This is a genomic window from Isoptericola sp. S6320L, assembly GCF_023015685.1.
GTDB classification, from domain to species: Bacteria; Actinomycetota; Actinomycetes; order Actinomycetales; family Cellulomonadaceae; genus Isoptericola; species Isoptericola halotolerans_A.
This window is the reverse complement of sequence record NZ_JALKAT010000035.1, coordinates 1-20,735: the sequence shown is the minus strand read 5'-3', so window position 1 is coordinate 20,735 and position 20,735 is coordinate 1. Positions and strand designations below refer to the sequence as shown.

Sequence of the window (20,735 nt, the reverse complement as noted above, 5' to 3'; positions counted from 1 at the left end):
CGTTGGCCTCCAGTCCGCCCGTTCTCCCAGACCATTGTTCGTGCACGAACCGAGCAGCCTCAACGGCCTGACGCCAATTCACCCGGGTGAGGAGCGGTCCGGGCGGGTGCCCGCTGGCTGCTCGTAGGCCGACCGCCTAGCCTCGAGCCATGCGTGTCGAGACCACCCGCCTCGCCGGGCTCCTGCGCCTGGTGCCCACCCCGCATCGCGACGAGCGCGGATTCTTCACGCGCACGTTCGACGACGCCACCGCGCGCGAGGCGGGCATCGACCCCGCGGCGTTCGTCCAGGACTCGCAGTCCCGCTCGCACCAGGGTGTCGTGCGCGGCATGCACGGACGCGTGGGGTCGGGCGAGGCCAAGCTGGTCCGGGTGGCCCACGGCGCCGTGCTCGACGTCGTGGTGGACGCGCGACCCGGGTCACCGACGTTCGGCCAGGCGGAGTCGGTCGTGCTCGACGACGACACCTTCGTGTCGCTGTACATCCCGCGGGGATTCCTCCACGGCCACCAGACCCTGACGCCGACGGCGGACGTCTGCTACCGCATCGACGCCGAGCACGACCCCACGGAGGACGTCGCCGTGCACCATCTGGACCCCGACCTGGCCATCGCCTGGCCGGCGGAGATCACGACGGTCAGCGAGCGCGACCGCGCCGCGGGGTCGTGGGCGCAGCTCACCGGTCGCCTCAGCGCGTCGTGACCCCGTCGGGGGCGACGACGACCGGAGCGGGCTCGGCCACGACCCAGCTCCCGCCGGACGCCTCCACCTCGGGGTAGGCCCGGCGCACCTCGTCCAGCAGGTCGGGGACGAACAGCACCACCCATCGGGGCCTGAGCCCGCCCAGCGCGGCCGGCTCGACGATCGGGATCCGCGGTGCACCGTCGGCCCCTGCGGTCCCCGGCATCGACAGGCCGTGCTTGGCGGCCGACGCGTCGACCACCGCGCGCACGTCGCGACCTGTCACCCCCGCCGCGGCCAGCAGCGCCACCGCCCGGGAGGCCGCTCCGTAGCCGACGATCCCCTCCGCGCAGTGGTCGTCCACCCACGCCCGCAGCGCCGTCGCCGTCGTGGTGACCTCGGCCTGCAACCGTCCCACGGCGTCGGGGTCGGTCACCCCGGCGGCCCGCTCGTCGTCCAGGACCTGATCGAGGTCCGCGAGCGCCGCGGACCCGGCATGCTCCGCGGCACGCCGCGACCCGGCCGGCACCAGTGCCAGCACCACCGTGCCGCCGTACAGCGCGTACCGCCACAGCCCCACCGGCACGAGGCCGACCTCCCGGGCGGCGCGCACGAGCCAGGTCACCGAGTAGTAGGCGTAGTGCCCGTGCCGCAGCGCGTTCCAGGCGCTCGTGCGCAGGATCGTGCCGAGCGGGTGGACGTGCAGGGCGAGCACCCCCTCGGGGGCGAGGCGGCCGGCCCGGTCCGCGAGGGCGGCCCGCTGGTCGGCGTCGTGCATCATGCCGAGCGAGTCGACGAGGAGGTCGACCCGCTGCTCGTCGTCGGCACCCGGCTCGTCCGGGACGATCGTCAGGCCGCGCTCGGCGAGCTGGCCCAGCCAGGAACCCCCGTGGGGGCTGGGCTGCTCGGCCACCCGGGCACCCGAGGCCGCCAGGCCGGCGGCGGCGAGGTCGTCGACCGCCTCACGGGCCTGCGCGACGAGGGCTGCCGGCTCGATCCCTCGCGGCTCGTCGGCGTCGGTCGGGTCCTCCTCGAGCTGTGCCAGGCCGCACCCGGCGCACAGGACCATCCGCAGCGGGTACACGTCGTCCGCTCCCGTGGCCCCGGCGGGAGGGAACGCGTCGGCCGCGGGCTGCTCGCCCAGGTCGAGCACGACGGAGCCGTCGTCCGTCCCGCACCACCGGCACCGCCAGGACGTGACCGGCCGGGCGCCCATCACGTCCCCGGCTCGAACACCTCGAGGTGCGGGAGCGCGACGACCAGCTTCCCGCCCCAGTCGGCGACGGGGGCGAGCTGTGCCGAGATCTCCTTCCGGAGGTTCCACGGCATGATGACGACGTAGTCGGGTCGTGCCGCGTCGAGCGCCTCGGGCGCGTGCACGGGGATGTGCGTGCCGGGCAGGAACCGGCCGTGCTTGTACGGGTTCCGGTCGACCGCGAACTCCAGGAGGTCGGCCCGCACGCCGCAGTGGTTGAGCAGCGTGTTGCCCTTGCCCGGCGCCCCGTAGGCCACGACCCGCTTGCCGGCGCGGCGTGCGTCCAGCAGGAACGACACGAAGTCGTCGCGCACCTGCGCCACCTGCTCGGCGAACCCGTCGTGCCCCTCGACGCTGTGCAGGCCGAAGTCGGCCTCGGCGGCGAGCACCTCGGCGACCGCCGCCGTCGGGACGACGCGCCCGGACTCCACGGCCTCCGTCGGGGCCGACCAGGTGCGCAGCGACCCGCCGTGGCTGGCGAGCTCCTCGACGTCGACCACCGTCAGCCCGGCCGCCGCGAGCACCCGCTGCGTGGTCAGCAGCGACAGGTAGGAGAAGTGCTCGTGGTAGATCGTGTCGTACTCGTTGCCCTCGATGAGGCGCAGCAGGTGCGGGATCTCGATCGTGACCCGGCCGTCGTCGGCCACGAGGGCCCGCAGCCCCTTCGCGAAGTCGACGATGTCGGGCACGTGGGCGAACACGTTGTTCGCCACGACGAGGTCGGCCGGTCCGTGCTCGGCGCGGACCGTGCGGCCGCTCTGCTCCCCGAGGAACTCCACGAGCGTCGGGATCCCCTTCGCCACGGCCGCCTCGGCGACCGTGCGGGACGGCTCGATGCCCAGGCAGCGGATGCCCTGCGCCTGCACGTGCTGCAGCAGGTAGCCGTCGTTGCTCGCCACCTCGACGACGAACGACGACCCGGCGTCGAGGCCGAGCCGGTCGGTCGCCTTCTCGACGTACTGGCGGGCGTGCTCGACCCAGCTCGTGGAGAACGAGGAGAAGTAGGCGTAGTCGTCGAAGATCTCCGTCTCGGCGACGTAGGCGGGGAGCTGCACCAGCAGGCACTGCGTGCAGATCCGCACGTTGAGCGGGTAGAAGGTCTCCCCCTGGTCGATCTGGTCCGCCCGCAGGATCGCCTCGCACGGCGGGGACATGCCGAGGTCGACGAACGTGCGCGTCAGCTCCGCGCCGCACAGGCGGCACGCCGGCGCCGACGCCGCGAGCCCGGCAGCGGCCGCCGCGGACGCCGTCGCCGTCATGCCGCCACCACCATGCGCAGCGAGGCGAGGTCCAGGCGGCCGGCGGCCGCCAGCTCCTGGATGCGGTGCAGCCGGACGAACGTCTGCTCGAAGTCCTCGGTGGTCAGGCCCCGCTGGCGCATGTCCCGCCACAGCTCCTCGATGCCGTCCCGCACGGTCCAGCGGGGGTCGGCCGCCGGCAGCAGGCTGCGGATCTTGCCGAAGTCGACGCGGTAGTTGCGGGCGTCGGCCCCCGCCCCCGGCGCGAAGGTCACGGGCGCCCCGGTGACGTCGGCGACCTGCTCGGCCACGGTGCGGATCTGCACGACGTCCTCGTCGCGGCCCACGTTGAACGCCTGGTCGTGCACCACCTCACGCGGCGCCTCGAGCGCGGCCAGGAAGGCCCGCGCGATGTCCTGGACGTGCACCAGCGGCCGCCACGGCGAGCCGTCGGACTGCAGCCGCACCTCGCCCCGCGTGAACGCCGTGCCCGTGAGGTTGTTGACGACGATGTCGGCCCGCAGCCGCCGCGACGACCCGTACGCCGTCGCGTTGCGCAGGTACGTGGGGCTGAACGAGTCGTCCGCGAGCGGGGAGATCCCCTGCTCCGCGCGTACCTTCGACTCGCCGTACGGCGTGACCGGGTGGAACGGGCTCTGCTCGTCCACCGGTGCGTCCCCCGCCGCGCCGTACAGGGAGCACGACGACGAGAACAGGAAGCGCGGCACGCCCGCGGCCTTCGCCGCCTCGGCCATGTGGACCGCTCCGCCCGCGTTCACCGAGAAGGTCGCGTCCGGTGCGAGGTGCCCGATCGGGTCGTTGCTGATCGCCGCGAGGTGGACCACCGCGTCGAAGCCCTCGAGGTCCTCCGGCCGCGCGTCCCGGACGTCGCCGGTGCGCTGCTCGTAGTCCGCGGCGGGCGTCCCGAAGTCGCAGCCGTCGTACCACCCGACGTCGAGGCCGACGACCTCGTGCCCGTGGGCCCGCAGGAGCGGTACCAGGACGGCACCGACATAGCCCCGGTCGCCGTCGACAAGAACCCTCATGGCAGTCTCCTCCGGTCACGGAACGGCATCGCGTCGACAGTAACCAGAAGCCTCGAGGGCAGGACAGGCGTGGAGCGGGTGGAAAAGCGCCCCGGCCGGGTGAACCGCGGCACGGTGGCACGGGTGAAGTTCGGGCGCGCACCGGGTGATTCACCGGCACCTCCGTTCCACGGTCCGGGCGCGCAGGGGACGATCGTCGTCATGAAGGTCCTCCGCGTGTCGCACAGCGCTGTCGTCGACGCGTGGCGCGAACGCGAGCGCGCGCTGCGCCGCCGCGGCGTCGACGTCCGGTTGCTGACGGCGCGCTCGTGGGACGAGGGGGGCTCGCGAGTCCGGCTGGTCGCCCGGCCGGGCGAACCCGTCCGCGGGGTGCGGACCGCCGGTCGGCACCCTGCGCTCTTCGTCTACGACCCGTTCGCCCTGTGGCGCGCGCTGGGCCACGACTGGGACCTCGTCGACGTCCACGAGGAGCCGTTCGCCCTGGCGACGGCGGAGGTCCTGGCCCTGCGCCGGCTCCGGGCGCTGCTGGGTCGGCGCCCGGCACCGCCTGTGGTCCTGTACTCGGCGCAGAACCTGCGCAAGCGCTACCCGTGGCCCTTCCGCTGGCTCGAGGCCCACGCGCTGCGGACCGCCGCGGGCGTGTCGGTCTGCAACGAGCAGGCGGGGCGCATCTGCACCGACAAGGGCGCCACCGGTCGGGTCGAGACGATCCCCCTGGGCGTGGACCCGGCACACTTCTCCCCCGCCGCGCCGGTCCCGTCGCAGGACGGCGGACGCCCGTGGCGGGTGGGCTACGCCGGGCGCCTCGCCGACCACAAGGGTGTCGACGTCCTGCTGCGGGCCGTCGCGGGAGAACCTGACCTCCGGCTCGAGCTGGCCGGGGACGGACCGGCCCGCCGGAGGCTGGAGGACCAGGCCCGGACGGCGGGACTGGACGTGCGCTTCCACGGGGCGCTCGACGGCGACGCCCTCGTGGCGTTCTACCGCTCGCTCGACGTCCTCGTGGTGCCGTCCCGCGAGACGCCTGGCTGGACCGAGCAGTTCGGCCGGGTCGCGGTGGAGGCCATGGCGTGCGGAGTCCCCGTGGTGGCCACGGAGACCGGGGCGCTGCCCGACGTCGTCGGCGGCGCCGGACTGCTCGTGCCGCCCGACGGCCCGTCGGCCCTGCGGTCCGCGCTGCTGCGTGTGCGGCACGAGCCGGGGCTCGCCGGCCGGCTGCGGGCCGCGGGGGCCGACCGCGCGGCGTCGTGCTCGTGGCAGGAGGTCGCCCGGCGCTACCACGACCTCTACAGCGAGGTGACCTCCGCCCGGACCCCGAGCGACGTCGTGACCGCCGCACCGGCCCCGCCGGAGGTCGTCGTCGTCGCCTACGGTGCGCCGCACCTCGTGCGCACGGCGCTCGAGCCGCTGGCCGGCAAGCTCACGCTGACCGTCGTCGACAACTCCTCGATGCCGCAGATCCAGGAGATCACCGAGGGCCTCGGCGGTCGCTACCTCGACCCCGGTCGCAACGGGGGCTTCGCCGCCGGCGTCAACCACGCCCTCGCGCACCGGCAGGAACCGGGCGCCGACGTCCTGCTGCTCAACCCGGACGCCGTGGTCGGCCCCGACGACGTCGTCGCCCTCCAGGCAGCCCTGCACGCCCGGCCGCGAACGGCGAGCGTCGGCCCGGCGCAGGTCGGTGCCGACGGCTCGCCGGCGCGGGTGGTGTGGCCCTACCCCTCACCGACGGCGACATGGGTCGAGGCGCTCGGGTTCGGCGCGCTGCGCCGCACGCCCGCCACGCGGTCCTTCGTCATCGGGTCGGTGCTGCTGCTGAGGGCAGAGGCGCTGGACGAGGTGGGCGGCTTCGACGAACGGTTCTTCCTCTACGCCGAGGAGACCGACTGGGCCTACCGCGCCAACCGGGCCGGGTGGCGGCACGCCGTCGTCCCCGAGGTGCACGCGCTGCACCTCGGCGGAGCGACCAGCGACGACCCGGGCCGGCGCGACGTCCACTTCCACGCCTCGCAGGAGCACTTCCTGCGCAAGCACCACGGCGCCCTCGGCTGGCAGGTGGCGCGCGCAGGGGCCGTCGTGGGCGCGGTGTCCCGCGCGGTGCTGCTGGACGGGGAACGCGGCGCGGCCGCCCGCCGTCGGCTGCGGTCCTACGTCCGGGGCCCGGCCCGCACCGAAGCGCTGCTGCGCCGGACGTCCGCCCGAGCGGTCGGGGCCTCGTGATCCGGCGTTCGATGGCCTGGCTCGCGGGGGTCGCCGCGGTGACGGTGGTGCTCGTCGGCGTCGGCGCCCTCGTCCCGGACTACGCACCGTTCGCCGTCGCCGCGGCGGCGCTGGTGCTCGTCGTCGGCCTGACGCTCTACGAACCGGTCGCGCTGCCGGTCCTGGCGATGCCGGCGCTCGTCGTCGTCGAACGCGTCGGCAGCGGCGCTCTCGACCTGTCGATGTCTGACTTCGCGCTCTTCGCCGCCTTCTGGTTCGCGCTGTTCCTCGCCCCGCGCCCCTACTCCCGACCGATGCGCTCGATGCTGTGGCTCTCCGCCGTCTACCAGGTCGGCACGCTGTTCACGGTCATCGTCAACCCCTACCAGTCCAACACCGTCGAGTGGTTCCACGCCTGGCTGTCCGCGGGTGGGGCGCTCGTCGTGGGCTGGGCCGTGGGGCGTGCCGGGCGGGCACGGCTCGCCCTCTCGCTGTTCCTCGGGGTGTGCCTCGTCATCTCCGCCCTGACCTGCCTCGTCGCGGTGCAGCAGCTCGCCGCCGGAGCGACCGGACCGGTCTACCTCGACTGGCCCTACCCGATGCACAAGAACCTCATCGGGTCCGTGGTGGCCTTCGCCGCCCTCGTGGCGTACGCCCGGCCGTGGTGGGTCGGCTGGCCACGGTGGTTCGCGCAGTCGGCCTTCTGGCTCTGCTCCCTGGCGGTGCTCGCGTCCCAGGCCCGGCAGGCGCTCGTCGGCCTGGCCGTGGGCGTCATCCTCATCACCCTGCGGGCCGACCCGGACCGCAAGCGCTCCAAGCTCATCCTGCTCGCCGCGATCCCCGCGATCTACTTCGTGTGGGGCGCGGTGCAGGAGCAGCTCTCGCAGGACAACGAGTTCAACTCCGCCAACCAGCGGCTGACCTGGTACCAGGACGCCATCGAGGTCTGGCAGAGCAGCCCGTGGTTCGGCGTGGGCCTGCGCTGGTGGACGGCCGACCGCACGGAGTTCGTGTTCCAGCCCCCCAACGCCGAGCTGGAGATGTTGTCCTCCGCCGGGATCGCGGGGCTCGCCGGGTTCCTCGTGCTGTTCCTCGGCGGGCTGATCGTGCTCTGGCGGATCGATCCGCGGTTCGGCACGCTCGCGTTCTCGATCCTGCTGATGCGGCTGATCCAGGGGCAGTTCGACCTGTTCTGGACCGCGGTCGTGGTGTCCGTGCCGTTCGCCGTCATCGGCGTCTGCCTCGGCGCCGAGGACTACGCCCGTGCGCGCCGCGAGGCGCGGGAGCAGACCGGTCAGGCACTGCCCGTGGACGAGCTGCGGTCGGTGCAGGAGATGGCGGCCCGATGAAGATCCTCCAGATCGCCCCGACCATCGGCCCCGGGACGGGTGTCGGTGCGGTGGCCCATCACCTCGAGCAGGAGTGGCGTGCGGCCGGCGTGGACGTCGACCGCTTCACCCTGGACGACGCGCGCGGTGGCTGGCTCCCCGAGCCCGGCCCCGGCCTGCGCGGCCGGCTGGTCCTGCTCGGCCGGGTGGTGTGGTTCTCCACGGTCGGGTCGCTGCTCGCGCGGCGCAGGCTCGCCCGCGAACCGGGCACGGTCGGGGTGTGCCACAACGACGCCCTCGCCGGCGACGTCTACGTCAACCACGGGATCCTCCGCGTGGCCATGGCCGCGCGCGGAGGCTACGCGTGGCGCATGCTGCGCAACCCGCTGCACCTGTTCACGTCCGTGCGCGACACCTGGCGCTACCGGAGCGGGACCCACCGCGTCGTCGTGAACCTCACGCCGGCCGAGCGCGACGCGCTGGTCAGCACCTACTCCCGGGTGCGGGCGCGGACCCAGGTCATCGGCAACGGCGTCGACGTCGAGAGGTTCCGCCCGCCCACGGCCGCGGAGCGCGGGCGCGCACGGGCCGGCCTTCCCGACGGCGCGACGAACGTCGTGTTCGTCGGGCACGAGTTCGCCCGCAAGGGGCTCCCGCTGGTCCTCGAGGCCGTCGTCGACCTGCCCGGCGTCCACGTCACGGTCGTGGGAGGCACCAGCACGATGCTCGACGCCCTGCGCCGCGACGTCCGCCGGCTCGGGATCGCCGACCGCGTGCACCTCGCCGGCCAGGTCGTGGACTCCCGACCGTTCCTGCACGGCGCCGACCTCCTCGCCCTCCCCAGCGCCTACGAGGCGAACGCCCTGGTCGTGCTCGAGGCCCTCGCGTGCGGTGTCCCGGTCGTGGCGACCCCGGTCGGCTACGCACCCCAGGTGGTCCGTGACGGCGTCGACGGATATCTCGTCGATCGCACCGTCGAGGACGTGCGACGGGGCGTCGCGGCGATCGGCGGGGCGACCCCCGGCGAACGGGCGGCGCTCGGGCGCGCCGCGCGCCGGGAGGCCGAGGCGCACACGTGGGGCCGCGTGGCCGGGCAGTACCTGGACCTGTTCCGCTCGCTCGCCCGCGGTACCGACCGGACGGCGGCCCGCTGATGCGGATCGTGCACGCCGTCCGGTCCGACGGCTTCGCCGGGGTCGAGCGGCACGTGTCCCGCCTCGCGGCCGCCCAGGCCGCAGCAGGGCACGACGTGCGCGTCGTCGGGGGCGCCACCGAACGGATGGCCGCGGCGGTCGCCGACCCGTCGGTCCGCCTGGTCCCCGCCGCGACCACGGCGGACGTGGTCCGGGCGTTGCGGGCCGCCACCGACGCCGACGTGGTCCACACGCACATGACGGCCGCCGAGGTCGCGGCGGCGCTCGCCGCCTGGACGACGCTGCCGGGCCGGTTCCCCCCGGTGGTGACCACCCGCCACTTCGCCCGCCCGCGCGGGTCGGGACCGCTGGGGGGCCTGGCCGCCGCGCTGGCGCGCAGGACGGTCCGGGCACAGCTGTCGATCAGCGAGTACGTCGCTGCCCACGTCGACGGCACCAGCACCGTGGTTCCCCCCGGGATCCCCGGGCGCCCCGACGGCCCCGTGGCCGCGCAGCGGCTCCCGGTGGTGCTGATGGCCCAGCGGCTCGAGCCGGAGAAGCGTGCCGACGTCGGGCTCGAGGCGTTCGCGAGCTCCGGGCTCGCGGCCGGCGGGTGGCAGCTCCTGGTGGCGGGCGACGGCTCACGACGACCCGCTCTCGAGGAGCAGGCGCACCGGCTCGGGCTCGACGGGTCGGTGACGTTCCTCGGGGAGCGCGCGGACGTCGACGCGCTGATGTCGCAGGCGGCGCTGTTCCTCGCACCCTGTCCCGTCGAAGGGCTGGGGCTGAGCGTCCTCGAGGCGATGGCGGACGGGCTGCCCGTCGTCGCCGCCGGCGCCGGGGGGCACGTCGAGCTGCTCGAGGGCCTCGATCCGCTGGCCTGCTACCCGCCACAGGACCCCGCCCTGGCGGGCAAGCACCTGGCGGAGCTGGCCGCCTCCCCGGAGCGTCGCGACGCCTACGGCCGGGCCGCCAGGCAGCGTCAGCACCGGTACTTCTCGCCCGCGGCGCAGGCGTCCGCCACAGAGGCGGTGTACCGCCAGGTGCTGGGGTCCGCCCGGCGTGCGGGGGCACGACCGCAGCCGGGCACCGGGCACGACGTCGTGGTCGTCTCGCTGGAGGACTGGGACCTCGTCCGACGACGCAACCAGCACCTGGTCACCGAGCTGCTGCGGACGGACCCCGACCTGCGGGTCCTGTTCGTCGAACCGCCCGCCGACCCCCTGCACCAGCTCAGCCGGCGGTCGCGGCCGCGCGCGGGCCGCGGTCTGCACCGACCGCCCGCCGGCGAGCCTGGCGCCGATCGGCTGCGGCTGTACCAGCCGACCAAGCTGCTGCCCCGGCGCATCGACCCGCGCGCCGACGAGCGCCTCGCACGCGGCGTCCGGCGGGCCGCCCGCACCCTCGGGTTCGACGCGCCGGTGCTCTGGGTGAACGACCCGGCCGCGGCCACCCTGGTGCGGTCCAGCGGCTGGCCGGCGCTCTACGACGTCACGGACGACTGGGCCGCCGCCGAGCGCACGCCTGCCGAACGCGCACGGCTCGACGCCGACGAGGACCTGCTGCTGAGCCGGTGCGTCGCGGTGACCGTGTGCTCGCCGGACCTGCTCCGCACCAAGGGCGGACGACGGCGAGAGCTCGGTGGCGACGACGCGCTCCTCGTCACCAACGGGGTCGACGTCGAACGGTACCGGTCACCGGTCGCCCGGCCGTCCGACCTGCCCGACGGACCCGTCGCCGTCTACCTCGGCACCGTCCACCCCGACCGGTTCGACGTCCCGCTCCTGGTCCGGACCGCCCGGGCCGTCGCCGGGGAGGCGACGGTCGTCGTCGTCGGACCCGTCGTCGACGTCGCACCCGCCGTACGGGCGACGGTGCGGGACGCCGGGGTCGTCCTGCTCGGCCCCAGGCCCTGGACCGCCGTGCCCGCCTACCTCCAGCACGCCGACGTGCTGCTGGTCCCGCACCTCGTCAACGACTTCACGGCGAGTCTCGACCCGATCAAGCTCTACGAGTACCGGGCGGTGCGCCGACCCGTCGTCGCCACGCCGGTCGCCGGTTTCCGGGACGCCACCGACCCGCTGGTCACCAGCAGCGACGCCGCCGGTTTCCCCGCCGCGGTGCGAGGGGTGCTGCAGGGCCGCCGGCCCGCGGACGGCGGAGGGGCGGACGACATCCCGACCTGGCGCGACCAGGCGGCTCGGATGGCCGGGGTCATCGACGCCCTGCGGCGGCGCGGCCCCACACAGCGGTGACCACCGCAGCGGTCCGTCCCACGGCGAACCGCTCCACGGCCACCTCACGCGCCCGCCGCGCCCGCTCACGCGCCGCGACGGGATCGTCCAGGACCGCCAGGACCCCGGCCGCGAGAGCGTCGACGTCGCCGGTCTCGACCAGCACCCCGAGATCGCCGTCCGGGTGGGACAGGATCTCCGGCACGCCGCCGGCCCGGGTCGCGACGACCGGTACCCCGCGCACCATCGCCTCGACGACCACCTGCCCGAAGGGCTCGGGAACCGGGGACGCGTGGACGCAGACGTCGAACCGGTCGAGCTCCTCGGCCGGGCTCTCGACGTGCCCGGCCCACTCGACGTGGGCGTCGACACCGAGCCGTTCGGCCTCGGTCCGGACCTCGCGGGCGTGGTCCCCGGCACCGAACAGCGCCCCGCCCACGACCCTCACGGTCGCCCGCGGGTACCTGGCCAGGACGGCGGGCAGCGCGCGGACGAGCTCGAGCTGCCCCTTCGTCGGGCTGACCCGACCGACGATCCCCACCACGGGCGCGTCCCGTGGTGTGTCGTGTGGCCCGTCGTGTGGTGCGTCCGGTGACATCTGGTCGGCAGAGAAGCCCGGGTAGGCGATGGTCGCGTGCCGCGGCAGCGTCCGCGCGGTGGCCCGGGAGTTCGCGATCACGGCGCGAGGGAGGTACGCGGCGACACGGACGAGGGAGACCAGCGGGCGCGGCAGGTAGTCGGGGGCGATCCGGTCGTGGACGTACCAGACGACCGGTCGTCCGGCCAGGGTCGCAGCGAGCGTCCCGAGCAGGTCGGCCTTCAGCGACGTCGTGTGGACCACGTCAGGGCGCAGGCGCCGCAGGAGGCGGACCAGCCGGACCAGGAACGACACCGTTCCCCGGACGCGTCGGAGCCCCCCGAGCCCGCCGCGCAGGACGTCGCGACGGCCGACCGTCGCCACCTCGGGATCCAGCTCGAGCACGTCGACCGGCACACCGACGGCCAGCAGAGCGGGGCGCAAGGGTCCGTCGGCGAACAGCACGGCACGGACGCTGACGTCCGGGCCGAGCGCCGCGCAGAGCCGCACCAGCGCGAGCTCCGCACCGCCGGGTGCCGCCGTGTGGTCCAGCACCAGCACCCGCACGGGGGCGGGCGGCGGGCCGTGACCGGGGGCCGTGCTCACCGACGGGACGGGCGGGGTCCGTCCACCGGCTCGGGAGCGCTGCCTGCCCCGACGACGGCCGGGCTGTCGGCGGACCGGTCGGCCGCGCTGCTGCTCGTGCTCCCTTCACGCGGCGTGACGACGGCGTCCCACGCCGGGACCTGGTTCGACGACGGCGCCGGCCCCGCCGTCGCGGGCTCGGCTGCCGCACTCTCCTGGTCGGGTACCGGCGCGGGGTCCGAGCGGCGCACGAGCGAGCGCACCCGCGACGGGGCGCCGTCGTCCTCGCCGTACGTCGAGGCGTAGAGCATCCTGCGGTCGCTCTTGACCCCCTCGAGCGCGACACCCGTGAGCCGGACGTTCGTCGTCCGGAGTCGCTCGGCCGCCTCGCGGAGCACGGCGGCGTCCGTCCGGCCCGCGGACGCGATGAGCACCACGCCGTCGGCGTACCGCCCGAGGATCGTCGCGTCCGCGGCGGCGAGCACCGGCGGTGCGTCGATGACCACGACCTCCGCCCGTTCCCGCAGGCCGTCGATCATCGCCGTGGCCCGCGCCGTCGCGAGGAAGTCCGCGGGGTCCATCGCGTCCTCGGTGATCGTGAGGACGCCGAGGTTGGGCACCTTCGTGCCCCGCACGCCCTTCCGTCCACCGTGCCAGCCGTCCGGGAACGGCAGCATCCGGTCGAGCTGTGGGCGGCGCAGGTCGGCGGAGACGGCGATGGTCCGCCGGCCGCTCAGCGCGAAGGACGCCGCGAGGTTCGCAGCGATGAAGGACCGTGGCGCATGAGGGTCCGCCGCGGTGACGGCGATGACCATCGGCTCGGACGAGTCCAGCGAGACCTGCACGGAGGTCCGCAGCTCTCGGATGGACTCGGTGAACGGCGTGGCGACCTTGCTCGAGACGGGCAGCATCTGCGACGCGGCGAAGTCGCGTCGGGCGTCGCGCACGGAGTAGAGCTCGGCGAGCACCGGCGCGTCGGCGAGCCGTGCGGCCTCGCTGGTCGTGCGGACGCGGAAGTCGAGACCGCGCCGGGCGAAGGCCAGCCCGATGCCCGCGAGCAGTCCCACCAGCGCGGCGACGGCGACGACGACTGCGGGGGCCGGCCCGAGTTCTGTCGCTCCCTCGGCCGGCGCGACCACCTCGGCCGGCTCGGTGATCGACCCGAGGGTGTTGAAGCGCTCGGTGAGCGTCGTGTACTCCGTCACGATCGTGTCCTGCTCGGCGAGGGCGAGCGGGTCCTCAGGCCGGCGTTCGATCCGTTCGGTGACGCCCTCGAGCTGCTCCGAGAGAACGTCGCGGCGTTCGTCGAGGATGGCGAGCTGCTCCTCCTGGAGGACCGGCACGTGCGCGACGTACGCCGCGGCGACGGCGTTCGCGATCGCCACCGAGCGCGCCGGATCGGTCGTCTCGGCGCTGACCGTGACGACCGAGGCGTCCTCGTCGTCGCCGCCGACGGTCACGACCGCCGAGAGATCGGGTGCGGAGGTCTCCCCCACCTCCTCGGCCGCCGCTTCCAGGACCGGTGCTGCCAGGGCGTCGTCGGCAGAGGTGTCGACCGTGACCTCGACGAGCTCCTCGCTGCTGCCCTGAGCCGTCTGCACCCCGAGGACCTGCACCTCGGCGCTGGCGCTGTACATCGTCTCCTGGCGGTCGAGGTAGACCAGCGCGCCGGCCACGACCACCACGACGGCGGCCAGCACCAGGTACTTGGCCGTCCACACCGTGCGCAGGAACTCTCTGATGGTCATGAGGCGTCCTTTCCCGTCATCGGCCCGCACCGGCCGTCGTGCGTTGTTCAGCGACGACGGCCTGGAGCCGGTCCTCGAAGCGCGCGGCCGAGAACCGGTCCACGTGCTCGGCGATACGCGCCTCGTCCCACCGCGACGACGCCGCGAGCTCGATCGCGGCGGAGACGAGGTCGGCGCGCGGCGCGTCGAAGAAGACCCCGTTGACCCCGGCGACGACCGTGTCCAGGTATCCCCCGTCGTGCAGGACGACGCTCGGACGGCCGAACGCCCCGGCCTCGAGCGGAGACAGCCCGTAGTCCTCGTACGAGGCCGCCACGAGCAGGGAGGCGTGGCGGTACAGCCAGCGCAGCGTCGCGTCGTCCACGCGACCCATCAGGTGCACGCGCCCGGTACCGCCGCTGCGCGCTGCGAGCGTGGCGAGGCGAGCGCGGTCCGGTCCGGCGCCCACCACGACCAGCTCGCGGCCCGCCGCCTGTGCCGCCTCGATGACGACGTCGACGTTCTTGTAGGGCAGCAGCCGTGCGACGCAGAGCAGGAATCCGGGCTCGAGGGCCGGCACCTCCTGCTCGGGCCCGACGGGCAGCATCGCGGGCGGCGGCGGCAGGACCTCGGCATCGATGCCGTACGCCTCACGGACGGCGCGCTGCGTGACGGTGGAGTTCACGAGGTAGGCGTCCGCCCGGCCCGCGGCCGCGACGTCCCAGCGTCGCAGCCCGGGGGTGACGGCTCCGAGGCCGGCCGCGACGACGGCGCGTCGCGCGCTGCGGGCCAGGCCCCCTCCGGGGGGCCCCAGGTAGCGGTCCCGCTGGTACAGCCAACGGGCCGGGGCGTGGCAGTACACGACCGTCCGACGAGCGCCGCGGTAGCCGTGCGCCCATCCGGTGGACGACGCCACCAGGACGTCGGCGTCGACCCGCTGTCCGTCGACGGCGCCGGCGAGCAGGGGCAGGGCGAGACGGTGGTTCCGGCGCAGCACGCCCGACCGGTCGAGGCGGGAGGTGCGCAGGTCGAGCCGGGCGAACTCCGGGAACGTCCCGTCGGGGTCGTGCAGCGTCGTGTACAGGGGCGAACCGGGGAACGCCTCCGCGAGCAGCAGCGCGACCCGTTCGGCGCCGCCACGCTGCGTCGCGTAGTCGTGCGCGAGCGCGACACCTGTCGTCATGTGCCCTCCCTCGCGGACCGACAACCAGCGTAGGCAGGTGTCGGTCGCCCGAGGACGCCGTCGGCGGGTGAATCAGGGCAGGACGAGCGGGTGAAACTGACGCCTACGGCATCCGTCAGGCCCGCGGGTGGTACTTCCCCTGCGCAGCCAGCAGCCCCTCGGTGACGACCATCTCGACGGCGTCGGCGGCGTCGTCGACCAGGATCGGCAGGTCCTTGCGCTCCGTGGCCGAGAAGTCCCGGAGCACGTAGTCCGCGGTGTCCATCCGGCCGGGCGGGCGCCCGACCCCGACGCGGACGCGCAGGTAGTCGCGCGTGCCCAACGCCTTGGAGATGTCGCGCAGGCCGTTGTGCCCGCCCTCTCCCCCGCTCGCCTTGAGCTTGAGGGTGTCGAACGGGATGTCCACCTCGTCGTGGACCGCCAGCACGTGGTCGGCGTCGATCCCGTAGTACTGCGCCAGCGCCGAGACCGGGCCGCCGGAGGTGTTCATGTAGGTGGTCGGCTTGGCCAGGACGACGCGCGGTCCGGGGGCGCCGCCGGGCAGCGTCCCGAGCCGGGCCTCGGCGACCGCGGCCTGCGCCCGCGGGTGCTTCGCGAACCGGCTGCCGGTGCGCTCGGCGAGCAGGTCCAGCACCATCTGGCCCACGTTGTGGCGGTTGCCGGCGTACTTCGGCCCGGGGTTGCCGAGCCCGATCACGAGCCACGGACTGTCGGCCATCCCACCTGCTCCTTCGTGTTGTGGGCGCGAAAAATGGCCCGAAACATGCTTTTTATCCACTTATGGGCGCACAGATTTTCAGCCCACAACGTCGGAGCCTAGTCGGCACGACGCAGAACGCCCGACGGCGGCACGTGGCCGCCGTCGGGCGTTCGGGTGCTGCTACCTCGTCAGGCGAGGGTCACTCGGGGGACGAACCGCTCTCGGGGGCGGCGGACGCGGCCGACTCCTCGTCGGCGGACTCCTCGCCACGCGGCTCGGTGATCGTCACGACGGTGTAGGAGGCGTCCGTGAGGAGCTCGACGCCCGCGGGCAGCTGGACGTCGCCGGCGACGATGTGGTCGCCCGCCTCGCGGCCCTCGATGGAGACCTCGACGTACTCCGGGATGTTGGTGGCGTCGGCCTCGACGGACAGCGTCTGCTCCTCGACCAGGTGGATGGAGCCCGGGGCGGACTCGCCCACGACGTGCACCGTGATGTCCACGGCGATCTTCTCGCCCTTGTTCACCAGGAGGAGGTCGATGTGCTCGATCTCCGGACGGACCGGGTGCCGCTGGACGTCCTTGACGACCGAGAGGTAGCTCTCGCCGTCGACGTCGAGACCGATGAGCGCGTTCGTGTGACGGACGGCGAGCATCGTCTCGTGGCCCGGCAGGTTGATGTGCACCGGGTCGGCGCCGTGGCCGTAGAGGACGGCGGGGATCTTGCCGGCACGGCGGGCGCGACGGGCGGCCCCCTTGCCGAACTCGGTGCGGGCCTCGGCGGCGAGCTTGATCTCGGCCATGTGGATCACTCCTGCGATGAGTCTGTGCGTGCCGACGACCAGAGGGAGCCATCGGCTGTCCGCGATGGGGAACCGGCGCGGACGGGCGGCTGCGTCGGCGTGGGACACGTGACGGACGCGATCGTGGGCGCCGCACGGTCGGCGCGGTGCGCGCCCTACCGGCAGCCGCCCAGTCGATCACGGAAATCCGACGGATCCAGCTCTGCGGGCGATTCTTGCGAAAAGCCGGCGCCCGTCAGACGTCCCTCGCCGAGGCAACCTGACTACTGTACCCGGAGGGACGGGACAGAGGGAAGTCGGCTGCCGCCCGCAGCGCTGTCGTCCTCGTCTCAGCTGTTGCCGTCGAACAGCGAGGTGACGGATCCGTCGTCGAACACCTCGCGGATCGCCCGGGCGATGAGCGGCGCGATGGAGAGCACCGTCAGGCCGTCGAACCGCTTCTCGGGCGCGATGGGCAGGGTGTTGGTGACCACCACCTCCGACGCGCCGCACTCGCTGAGCCGCTGACCGGCCGGGTCGGAGAGCACGCCGTGCGTCGCGGCGACCACCACGGACTTCGCACCGGCGGCCATGATGACCTTGACCGCCTCGGCGATGGTGCCACCGGTGTCGATGAGGTCGTCGACGAGCACGCACTCGCGGCCCTCGACGTCGCCGACGACGCGGTTGGCGACCGCCTGGTTCGGCCGCGTGACGTCGCGGGTCTTGTGGACGAACGCCAGCGGCCCGCCGCCCAGCTTCTCCGCCCACTGCTCCGCGACCCGGATGCGCCCGGCGTCGGGGGACACCACGGTCACGTTCGAGGTGTCGACGCGGGTGCGCACGTACTCGGTGAGCAGCGGCATCGCCCACAGGTGGTCGACCGGACCGTCGAAGAACCCCTGGATCTGCGCGGTGTGCAGGTCGACGCTCATGATGCGGTCCGCCCCCGCGGTCCGCAGCAGGTCCGCGACCAGACGCGCGGAGATCGGCTCGCGACCTCGCGACTTCTTGTCCTGGCGCGCGTAGCCGTAGAACGGCGTCACGGCGGTCACCGTGCGGGCCGACGCACGCTTGGCGGCGTCCACCATGAGCAGGTGCTCCATCAGCCACTGGTTGACCGGTGCGGTGTGGCTCTGCAGCAGGAAGATGTCCGCGCCACGGACCGACTCGCCGAAGCGCACGTACGTCTCGCTGTTCGCGAAGTCGTACGCCGACAGGGGCAGCAGGCCGATGCCCAGCTCCTCGGCGACGGCGTCGGCGAGCTCGGGGTGCGCCCGGCCCGCGGCGAGGACCAGGTTGCGCTCTCCGGTACCGGGGATGGAGGTGTTCATCAGGGGGGCTCTTCCTTCGTACGAGGGCACAGGTGCGGGCGGTGTCAGGCGGACTCGGACGACTCCGGCGACCCGGCGTCGTCGTCGGGCACCACCGGGACGGCCCCGGTGAGGGCATTGTGCTCGGCCAGCTCGCGCTGCGCCTGCGCGCCGAGGACGTCGGACCCTTCGCCGGCGCCGTTCGCCCGCGCGGCCGCCTCGGCAGCAGCCGTGCCGGGGCGGCGGCGCTCGACCCAGCCGTCGACGTTCGTCTGCTGGGACCGGCTCACGCCGAGGGCGCCCGCGGGCACGTCGCGCGTGATGATGCTGCCGGCTCCGGTGTACGCGCCGTCGCCCACGGCGACCGGCGCGACGAACATGTTGTCCGCGCCCGTCCGCGCGTGCGAGCCGATGACGGTGCGGTGCTTGTGCACGCCGTCGTAGTTCACGGTCACGGAGGCCGCACCGACGTTGCTCTGCTCGCCGATCGTCGCGTCCCCGATGTACGACAGGTGCGGCACCTTCGAACCTGCGCCGATCTCGGCGTTCTTCGTCTCGACGAACGTGCCGATCTTGGCCCGTGCCCCCAGGACCGTGCCGGGGCGCAGGTAGGCGAAGGGCCCCACGCTCGCGCCCTCGCCGATGACGGCCAGCGAGCCGTGCGTCCGCACGACGGTCGCGTCCGGGCCGACCTCGACGTCGGTCAGCGTGGTGTCCGGGCCGATGGTGGCGCCGGACTCGACCCGCGTGGCCCCGTGCAGCTGCGTACCGGGCAGCAGGGTGACGTCCTGGGCGAGCTCGACGTCCGCGTCCACCCACGTGGTGCCCGGATCGACGACGGTCACGCCCGCGCGCATCCAGTCGGCCAGGATCCGCCGGTTGAGCTCGGCACCGAGCGTGGCCAGCGCGAGGCGGTCGTTGACGCCCTCGACGAGCATCGGGTCGTCGCTGAGCAGCGCGCGCACGGACCCGCCCTCGGCCCGGGCGGAGGCGATGACGTCGGTGAGGTAGACCTCGCCCTGCGCGTTGTCGGAGCCCAGCCCGCCGAGCCCGCGGCGCAGCACCGCGGCGTCGAACACGTAGACCGACGAGTTGATCTCGCGGATCTCCCGCTGCTCGGCCGTGGCGTCGGCGTGCTCGACGATCGCGACGACGTCACCGGTGCCCTGCTCGCGCACGATGCGGCCGTAGCCGGTGGCGTCCTCGAGCTCGGTGGTCAGGATGGTCACGGCGTTGCCGTCGGCGTGGTGGGCGTCGAGCAGCTCGGCCAGTGCGGCGCCGTCGAGCAGCGGGATGTCCCCGGCGAGGACGACCACCGCGCCGTCGAGGCCGTCGCCGAGCGGGTGCTCCCCGCCGTCGTGCACGACCGCGGTGGTGTCCAGGCCCGCGGCCACGGCGGCGTGGGCGCGCGCGTCGAGCGCGTCCAGCGCGCACTGCACGGCCCGGCCGGTGCCGGGGATCTCGTCCTGGTCGACGACCAGGGCGGCCTCGTCGATCTCGAGCGCCGCGGCGGCGACGCGTTCACGCTCGTGGCGCACCACGACGGCGACGTGGACCGGGTCGAGCTCGCGGGCGGCCGTCATCGCGTGGCCGAGCATCGAGCGGCCGCCGAGGGCGTGGAGCACCTTGGGGGTGGCGGACCGCATGCGGGTCCCCTGCCCCGCCGCGAGGACGACGACGGCGGCCGGTCGTGGCATGCCGTGCGTCGCGGGCGTCGAACCGTGGGCTGCGTGCAGGTCGCCCTGGGGGGCCGTGGGAACCACCGGTGCTCCGTCTCTGTCGGGTGTCGCGAGCTCCGCCCCCAGGACTCGAACCTGGACCAAGGGCACCAAAAACCCGTGTGCTGCCGATTACACCAAGGCGGATCGGTGCGCCACGACGGTCCGGGATCCTCCCCGCAGCACGCGGTACCGCCCACCTGCTGCGCACCGCCGTCACGCGTCCGGGCCCCAGTCTGCCAGGTCGCCGGGGGTGGCTCGCGCACATCCGGGCGAACCGGACGCCGGCGCGACGTGGTGCGGGCCACAGGGTGGCTGGCACGGACCAGGCATGATGGACCCATGCCTGCCGACTCCCGCGCGTCCAAGCGTGCCCCGCGTGCCCGGATGACCGCGAGCCAGCGCCGGGAGCAGCTCCTGGCGGTGAGCCGGGGCCTCTTCGCGGCCAAGGGGTTCGACGGCACCAGCGTCGAGGAGATCGCCGCCACGGCGGAGGTCTCCAAGCCGGTGGTCTACGAGCACTTCGGCGGCAAGGAGGGCATCTATGCCGTCATCGTGGACCGGGAGGTGCAGGGCCTGACGTCGGCCCTCACCGGTGCGCTGGCCGAGGGCGGCCACCCCAAGCTCATGGTGGAACGGACCGCCCTGGCCCTGCTCGGCTACATCGAGGCGTCCGAGGACGGCTTCCGCATCCTGGTGCGCGACTCCCCCGTGGCCCAGGCGACCGGCACGTTCTCGTCGCTCATCGGTGACGTCGCCGCGCAGGTCGAGCACATCCTCGCGGACCAGTTCAAGGGCAACGGGCTGGACCCGAAGATCGCGCCGCTGTACGCCCAGATGCTCGTCGGGATGGTGGCGCTGACCGGTCAGTACTGGTTGGACGCGCGGCGGCCGAAGAAGGCCGACGTCGCCGCACATCTGGTCAACCTGGCGTGGAACGGCCTGGCGGGCATGGAGCGCAAGCCCGGCCTCATCGGCCCCTGACCCGCCCCCTCTTCGCCGTTGTGGGTGGACGACACGCCGCTCGGCCGACGCCCC

At 74.1% G+C, this 20,735-nt stretch carries 16 protein-coding genes and 1 tRNA gene; 6 read left to right on the top strand and 11 right to left on the bottom strand.

The window, feature by feature from the left end; translation table 11 throughout:
* Positions 1–149: 149 nt before the first annotated feature.
* Positions 150–701, top strand: a complete 552-nt coding sequence (locus MWU57_RS15300) for a dTDP-4-dehydrorhamnose 3,5-epimerase family protein (RefSeq protein WP_246910302.1) — start codon at positions 150–152, stop codon at positions 699–701.
* On the opposite strand, the gene MWU57_RS15295 is transcribed toward MWU57_RS15300, so the two are convergent.
* From MWU57_RS15295 to MWU57_RS15285, 3 genes are read right to left on the bottom strand one after another with little or no spacing between them, the layout of a single operon-like run.
* The gene (locus MWU57_RS15295) at positions 688–1,896 is read right to left on the bottom strand and encodes a methyltransferase domain-containing protein (protein ID WP_246910300.1); all 1,209 of its coding nucleotides are present in this window, start codon (positions 1,894–1,896) and stop codon (positions 688–690) included. The genes MWU57_RS15300 and MWU57_RS15295 overlap by 14 nt on opposite strands.
* Entirely contained in the window at positions 1,896–3,194 is a 1,299-nt protein-coding gene (locus MWU57_RS15290; protein WP_246910298.1) for a class I SAM-dependent methyltransferase, read from the bottom strand. The genes MWU57_RS15295 and MWU57_RS15290 overlap by 1 nt, the downstream gene beginning before the upstream one ends.
* Complete coding sequence (locus MWU57_RS15285) at positions 3,191–4,219, bottom strand: NAD(P)-dependent oxidoreductase (protein WP_106267568.1); 1,029 nt, start codon at positions 4,217–4,219, stop codon at positions 3,191–3,193. The genes MWU57_RS15290 and MWU57_RS15285 overlap by 4 nt, the downstream gene beginning before the upstream one ends.
* Positions 4,220–4,420: 201 nt before the next feature.
* Here MWU57_RS15285 and MWU57_RS15280 point away from each other — a divergent pair, with 201 nt between their 5' ends.
* From MWU57_RS15280 to MWU57_RS15265, 4 genes are read left to right on the top strand one after another with little or no spacing between them, the layout of a single operon-like run.
* On the top strand, positions 4,421–6,439 hold the full coding sequence (locus tag MWU57_RS15280) for a glycosyltransferase (protein ID WP_246910296.1): 2,019 nt from the start codon (positions 4,421–4,423) through the stop codon (positions 6,437–6,439).
* Entirely contained in the window at positions 6,436–7,767 is a 1,332-nt protein-coding gene (locus MWU57_RS18495; RefSeq protein ID WP_246910294.1) for an O-antigen ligase, read from the top strand. The genes MWU57_RS15280 and MWU57_RS18495 overlap by 4 nt, the downstream gene beginning before the upstream one ends.
* The gene (locus tag MWU57_RS15270; RefSeq protein WP_246910292.1) at positions 7,764–8,900 is read left to right on the top strand and encodes a glycosyltransferase family 4 protein; all 1,137 of its coding nucleotides are present in this window, start codon (positions 7,764–7,766) and stop codon (positions 8,898–8,900) included. Before MWU57_RS18495 ends, MWU57_RS15270 begins: the two co-directional genes overlap by 4 nt.
* A complete protein-coding gene (locus MWU57_RS15265; protein WP_246910290.1) occupies positions 8,900–11,134 on the top strand; it encodes a glycosyltransferase in 2,235 nt (744 codons plus the stop codon). Before MWU57_RS15270 ends, MWU57_RS15265 begins: the two co-directional genes overlap by 1 nt.
* Here MWU57_RS15265 and MWU57_RS15260 read toward each other — a convergent pair.
* From MWU57_RS15260 to MWU57_RS15225, 8 genes are all read right to left on the bottom strand, one after another.
* Positions 11,094–12,296: a glycosyltransferase gene (locus tag MWU57_RS15260; RefSeq protein ID WP_246910288.1), complete on the bottom strand. Its 1,203-nt coding sequence runs from the start codon at positions 12,294–12,296 to the stop codon at positions 11,094–11,096. The genes MWU57_RS15265 and MWU57_RS15260 overlap by 41 nt on opposite strands.
* Positions 12,293–14,023 (bottom strand): CpsD/CapB family tyrosine-protein kinase, encoded by a 1,731-nt coding sequence (locus MWU57_RS15255; protein WP_106267558.1) that lies wholly within the window; start codon positions 14,021–14,023, stop codon positions 12,293–12,295. Before MWU57_RS15255 ends, MWU57_RS15260 begins: the two co-directional genes overlap by 4 nt.
* 16 nt (positions 14,024–14,039) lie before the next feature.
* A complete protein-coding gene (locus MWU57_RS15250; RefSeq protein ID WP_246910286.1) occupies positions 14,040–15,185 on the bottom strand; it encodes a glycosyltransferase in 1,146 nt (381 codons plus the stop codon).
* Positions 15,186–15,300: 115 nt separating this feature from the next.
* Complete coding sequence (gene pth, locus MWU57_RS15245) at positions 15,301–15,903, bottom strand: aminoacyl-tRNA hydrolase (RefSeq protein ID WP_246910284.1); 603 nt, start codon at positions 15,901–15,903, stop codon at positions 15,301–15,303.
* Between the two features lie 181 nt (positions 15,904–16,084).
* Positions 16,085–16,687, bottom strand: coding sequence for a 50S ribosomal protein L25/general stress protein Ctc (locus MWU57_RS15240; protein WP_106267552.1), 603 nt, complete (start codon positions 16,685–16,687; stop codon positions 16,085–16,087).
* 329 nt (positions 16,688–17,016) lie between these two features.
* On the bottom strand, positions 17,017–18,000 hold the full coding sequence (locus tag MWU57_RS15235) for a ribose-phosphate diphosphokinase (RefSeq protein WP_106267550.1): 984 nt from the start codon (positions 17,998–18,000) through the stop codon (positions 17,017–17,019).
* A gap of 44 nt (positions 18,001–18,044) precedes the next feature.
* Positions 18,045–19,676 carry a bifunctional UDP-N-acetylglucosamine diphosphorylase/glucosamine-1-phosphate N-acetyltransferase GlmU gene (gene glmU / locus MWU57_RS15230; RefSeq protein WP_246910343.1) on the bottom strand — a complete coding sequence of 544 codons (1,632 nt, stop codon included), beginning with the start codon at positions 19,674–19,676 and terminating at the stop codon, positions 18,045–18,047.
* Between the two features lie 96 nt (positions 19,677–19,772).
* Positions 19,773–19,844, bottom strand: a tRNA-Gln gene (locus MWU57_RS15225).
* Between the two features lie 240 nt (positions 19,845–20,084).
* On the opposite strand from MWU57_RS15225, the gene MWU57_RS15220 reads away from it, so the two are divergent.
* Entirely contained in the window at positions 20,085–20,681 is a 597-nt protein-coding gene (locus tag MWU57_RS15220; RefSeq protein WP_106267830.1) for a TetR/AcrR family transcriptional regulator, read from the top strand.
* Positions 20,682–20,735 lie beyond the last annotated feature (54 nt).

Bases quoted from the DNA above. Each gene is read 5' to 3' on its own strand.
- MWU57_RS15285 (WP_106267568.1), bottom strand. From the start codon at position 4,219: ATGAGGGTTCTTGTCGACGGCGACCGGGGCTATGTCGGTGCCGTCCTG.
- MWU57_RS15290 (WP_246910298.1), bottom strand. From the start codon at position 3,194: ATGACGGCGACGGCGTCCGCGGCGGCCGCTGCCGGGCTCGCGGCGTCG.
- MWU57_RS15270 (WP_246910292.1), top strand. From the start codon at position 7,764: ATGAAGATCCTCCAGATCGCCCCGACCATCGGCCCCGGGACGGGTGTC.
- MWU57_RS15235 (WP_106267550.1), bottom strand. From the start codon at position 18,000: ATGAACACCTCCATCCCCGGTACCGGAGAGCGCAACCTGGTCCTCGCC.
- glmU (WP_246910343.1), bottom strand. From the start codon at position 19,676: ATGCCACGACCGGCCGCCGTCGTCGTCCTCGCGGCGGGGCAGGGGACC.
- MWU57_RS15265 (WP_246910290.1), top strand. From the start codon at position 8,900: ATGCGGATCGTGCACGCCGTCCGGTCCGACGGCTTCGCCGGGGTCGAG.
- MWU57_RS15280 (WP_246910296.1), top strand. From the start codon at position 4,421: ATGAAGGTCCTCCGCGTGTCGCACAGCGCTGTCGTCGACGCGTGGCGC.
- MWU57_RS15240 (WP_106267552.1), bottom strand. From the start codon at position 16,687: ATGGCCGAGATCAAGCTCGCCGCCGAGGCCCGCACCGAGTTCGGCAAG.
- pth (WP_246910284.1), bottom strand. From the start codon at position 15,903: ATGGCCGACAGTCCGTGGCTCGTGATCGGGCTCGGCAACCCCGGGCCG.
- MWU57_RS15220 (WP_106267830.1), top strand. From the start codon at position 20,085: ATGACCGCGAGCCAGCGCCGGGAGCAGCTCCTGGCGGTGAGCCGGGGC.
- MWU57_RS15300 (WP_246910302.1), top strand. From the start codon at position 150: ATGCGTGTCGAGACCACCCGCCTCGCCGGGCTCCTGCGCCTGGTGCCC.
- MWU57_RS15255 (WP_106267558.1), bottom strand. From the start codon at position 14,023: ATGACCATCAGAGAGTTCCTGCGCACGGTGTGGACGGCCAAGTACCTG.
- MWU57_RS15295 (WP_246910300.1), bottom strand. From the start codon at position 1,896: ATGGGCGCCCGGCCGGTCACGTCCTGGCGGTGCCGGTGGTGCGGGACG.
- MWU57_RS15250 (WP_246910286.1), bottom strand. From the start codon at position 15,185: ATGACGACAGGTGTCGCGCTCGCGCACGACTACGCGACGCAGCGTGGC.